The following is a 2,994-nucleotide window of genomic DNA, read 5'->3' on the forward strand; positions in this document are numbered from 1 at the left end:
GTTTTGCAGCACTAAATTCATCTTTTTTAACATATTCTATTTTTGAAGCATAAGTTCTTTTTTCTCAGCTAATGCTTCCAGATGATGCTGAATATTCTCACGTGAGAGAGCATCTGTTTGATTGGAGATAGTGCTTTCCAAAGCTTCTCTTTTATTTTCAATTTCTGTTAAATGGGCTTCAATTTTTTTGATTTTATCTTCTTTTGATAAACTCATGAAAGCATTCATCTCTTGAGCTTCCTTATCTTCATTATCGCCTTCAAGATAAGTCTTTCGAAGCTGTTTTAAGCGTTCTTCAAAAGTCATTTCAGTCATTTCCGTACTCGTCCTTTTTTCATTGATTATTGTCTGAGATGCGCCACATTTTTTTTAAAATCGTTTTGCTCAAACCTATTCTACTCTTTTTCCTAAATAATGCAACTTTCAAGCACTAATTTAAGCAAAAAAAAATAGAACAAGCTATTTCTCATAATGAGGCTTGTCTATAAAATAACCTTGTCGATTGTCGATTTTTAATTTATCGGCTAAATCAATACCTTCTCGATCTTCAACCTCAGTGATATCAATATTTTTGTTTTTTTCTCTAATCAAACGGACCCAATCGCCCATGTTGAGATCAAACCATTCAGAATCACTTTTCTTTTGAAATTTAGAAAGCGGGATTTTCACACCGTAGATATCATTCAATAGCCACTTGATCTTGTGAAAGTATTTTTTACTTGGTTCGACTTTTTCAAGGATAACATGAACACCAATGTCTTGGCTTAACTTCAAATTCTTCTTGATTCTTGATTTCATAAGCCAGCCAATCTTGTCTGTCAACTCCACATTGATTTCAATCCGCAGTTCCATCGGATAACATTCGCCTTTGACCCAGCGAATAAAGTATTCGTAACGTGGATCGGCAAGTTGTTTCAGGCTAATATTAATGGCTAAAAATTGTGACGGATAGTTTATTTTCACAAAACTTTTATGAAGCAGATAAATCACTTCACGTAAGGTAAATTTATCAATATCATCTGGGAAAACCCATTCTTGTTTTTCTACATCATACTTGCGGAGCAGTGCTTCTAAACCAGTTTTTTCTCCTTTATTATCAATAATTGTCTGAAAGTAAAAAGTATAATTTTCAGCATCTTCCATTGTTTTAGGATAAATTCTGTTTTGTCGTTTCGCCCAAACATAGCTGGTCACAATTCCGAGCAAGCAGAGAAGAATAAAGATTATTGTCAACAGAAGCATTACATCTAAAAGCATAGTTTATCCTTTCTTCAGGCTTTTCCTTGTAGGGCTGACCCAAGCACCAGCGTGTTCACTTTTACCAAAACAAGCCTTCATGGCTGGTATAAAAGTCGTGATTATCGTCAATGGATTGACCATCCAGAAAAATAACATATAGAGGGGAGCAAAAATAAAGTATTTGAATTTTTGTCCCTTACTGTCTAAGATTAATGCGGCTAAAAGCTGCAAGGTGCCCGCTATAAGCTCGAAGGTAACAAAGATAAGACATCGCAAATCCATGCCAAAGCCGCTCATAATTACCTACAATAAGGAAATAGAGCATAGCCAAGATAAATATAATTGACGTAATGAAAAAGAAGAATGACCAAATGATGGAAAAAGTCGTGTCTATAAACATTGACAGAACATAACGGTACTTAATAGGATGCAAGATAAACTTCAGTGAGTTAGTAAACCATACTTCAGTACCTCCCTGAGCCCAACGTTTTCTTTGCTTATAGAGCTGCGAAAGGGTTTCTGGTACATTCATGTGAAAAATAATATCTGGGGCAAAACGAGGTGTCACACCATACATTAAGTGATCCCAAGCGATGCTAATATCCTCTGTACTTCGGTCTTGTCTAAAGCCGCCAACGTCGATCAAAAACTGCTTTTTATACATGGTATTTGCTCCACTGTACGAGTACATTGAATCATTGATCGCGGTTTGGCTTCTTTTAATGACACCAACGATACTTGAAAACTCAACTGTTTGCGATTTTCCCATAATAGTCGTCCGGTTCTGCACATCCATATTGGCTGTAACCGCAGCTGTGTTGACATCGATTTCACTCATGAAATAGTTCATATATTTCATAAGCGCATCTCTTTCAGGGATTGTATCTGCATCATTACTTAAAATATATTCCCTCTTCGCAAAGTAAGTCCCAATGTTAAAGCCGTGTGCCTTTCCTTGATTTTTCAAGATATTAATAACACGCAACTTATCGTACTTTTCTTGTAAGTTTTGGAGAATAGGCAAAGTTTGATCGGTACTACCATCATTAATCACTAATATTTCATAGTTACTATAATTGAGCATTGTAGCTAAGTAATCAATCGTTTCCTCAATCATCACTTCTTCATTATGAGCAGGAATCATAATCGTAATCATCGGTTGCTCATCAGGTGCTAGCTCCACAAAATTTGTCTCTTTCCGCCCTTTTTTTAGGAAACGATAACTCAAAGAGCCAAAGAACCAAAATAAAGCACCAATAACGGGATAAAGACACAAGATTATTAAACACACGGTGATAACCATTTTTAGACCACTATCTGATGTAAACATCTGGCCGAAAATATCAGATATCATAAGTATCCACCTCATCTTTACCTAGAACTTTTGAAAGCTCGTCATTTTTTAAATTCTTTTCTGGTAGCACTTCAAAATATTTTACATTATGACGGAATTCTTCTTCACCAAAGCGGTCCCCCATAAATTTCTTTCCCCTTTTTCTTCGCTCAATACTGGAGACCGAATCAAATGTAGGCCATTTTTCAATGACCGATTCCCTTCGGTTATTTTGAATAATTGTCATGCTCGCTGCATAAGTAAAGGTGATGACCACACAGAAAGCCAGCAGAATCAACAAAAATTTAATTTCCAAAACTCCTTCGGAATATTTCCAAAAGGCAATGCCATACTTCCCATTTGAAGTCTTATACAAAAAGGATGCTATGGTAATAAAAGTCGGTACAATGAAGCACACCCAA

General features: G+C 35.9%; 3 protein-coding genes and 1 pseudogene. All 4 read right to left on the reverse strand.

Going from position 1 to position 2,994, the window contains the following annotated elements; all coding sequences use genetic code 11:
• Positions 1-36 precede the first annotated feature (36 nt).
• Positions 37-315: a hypothetical protein gene (locus tag LACDD01_RS11480; protein ID WP_231863357.1), complete on the reverse strand. Its 279-nt coding sequence runs from the start codon at positions 313-315 to the stop codon at positions 37-39.
• A 144-nt stretch (positions 316-459) separates the two neighbouring features.
• A complete protein-coding gene (locus LACDD01_RS02820; protein ID WP_061413137.1) occupies positions 460-1,257 on the reverse strand; it encodes an EAL domain-containing protein in 798 nt (265 codons plus the stop codon).
• 3 nt (positions 1,258-1,260) lie between these two features.
• Positions 1,261-2,593 (reverse strand): annotated as a pseudogene (locus LACDD01_RS02825) (glycosyltransferase).
• Positions 2,583-2,994, reverse strand: a 412-nt coding sequence (locus LACDD01_RS02830; protein ID WP_061413138.1) for a hypothetical protein, incomplete at its 5' end; no start/stop codon positions are given. The pseudogene LACDD01_RS02825 and the gene LACDD01_RS02830, both read right to left, overlap by 11 nt.

It is taken from the genome of Lactococcus sp. DD01 (assembly GCF_001578715.1).
Lineage (GTDB): Bacteria > Bacillota > Bacilli > Lactobacillales > Streptococcaceae > Lactococcus > Lactococcus petauri.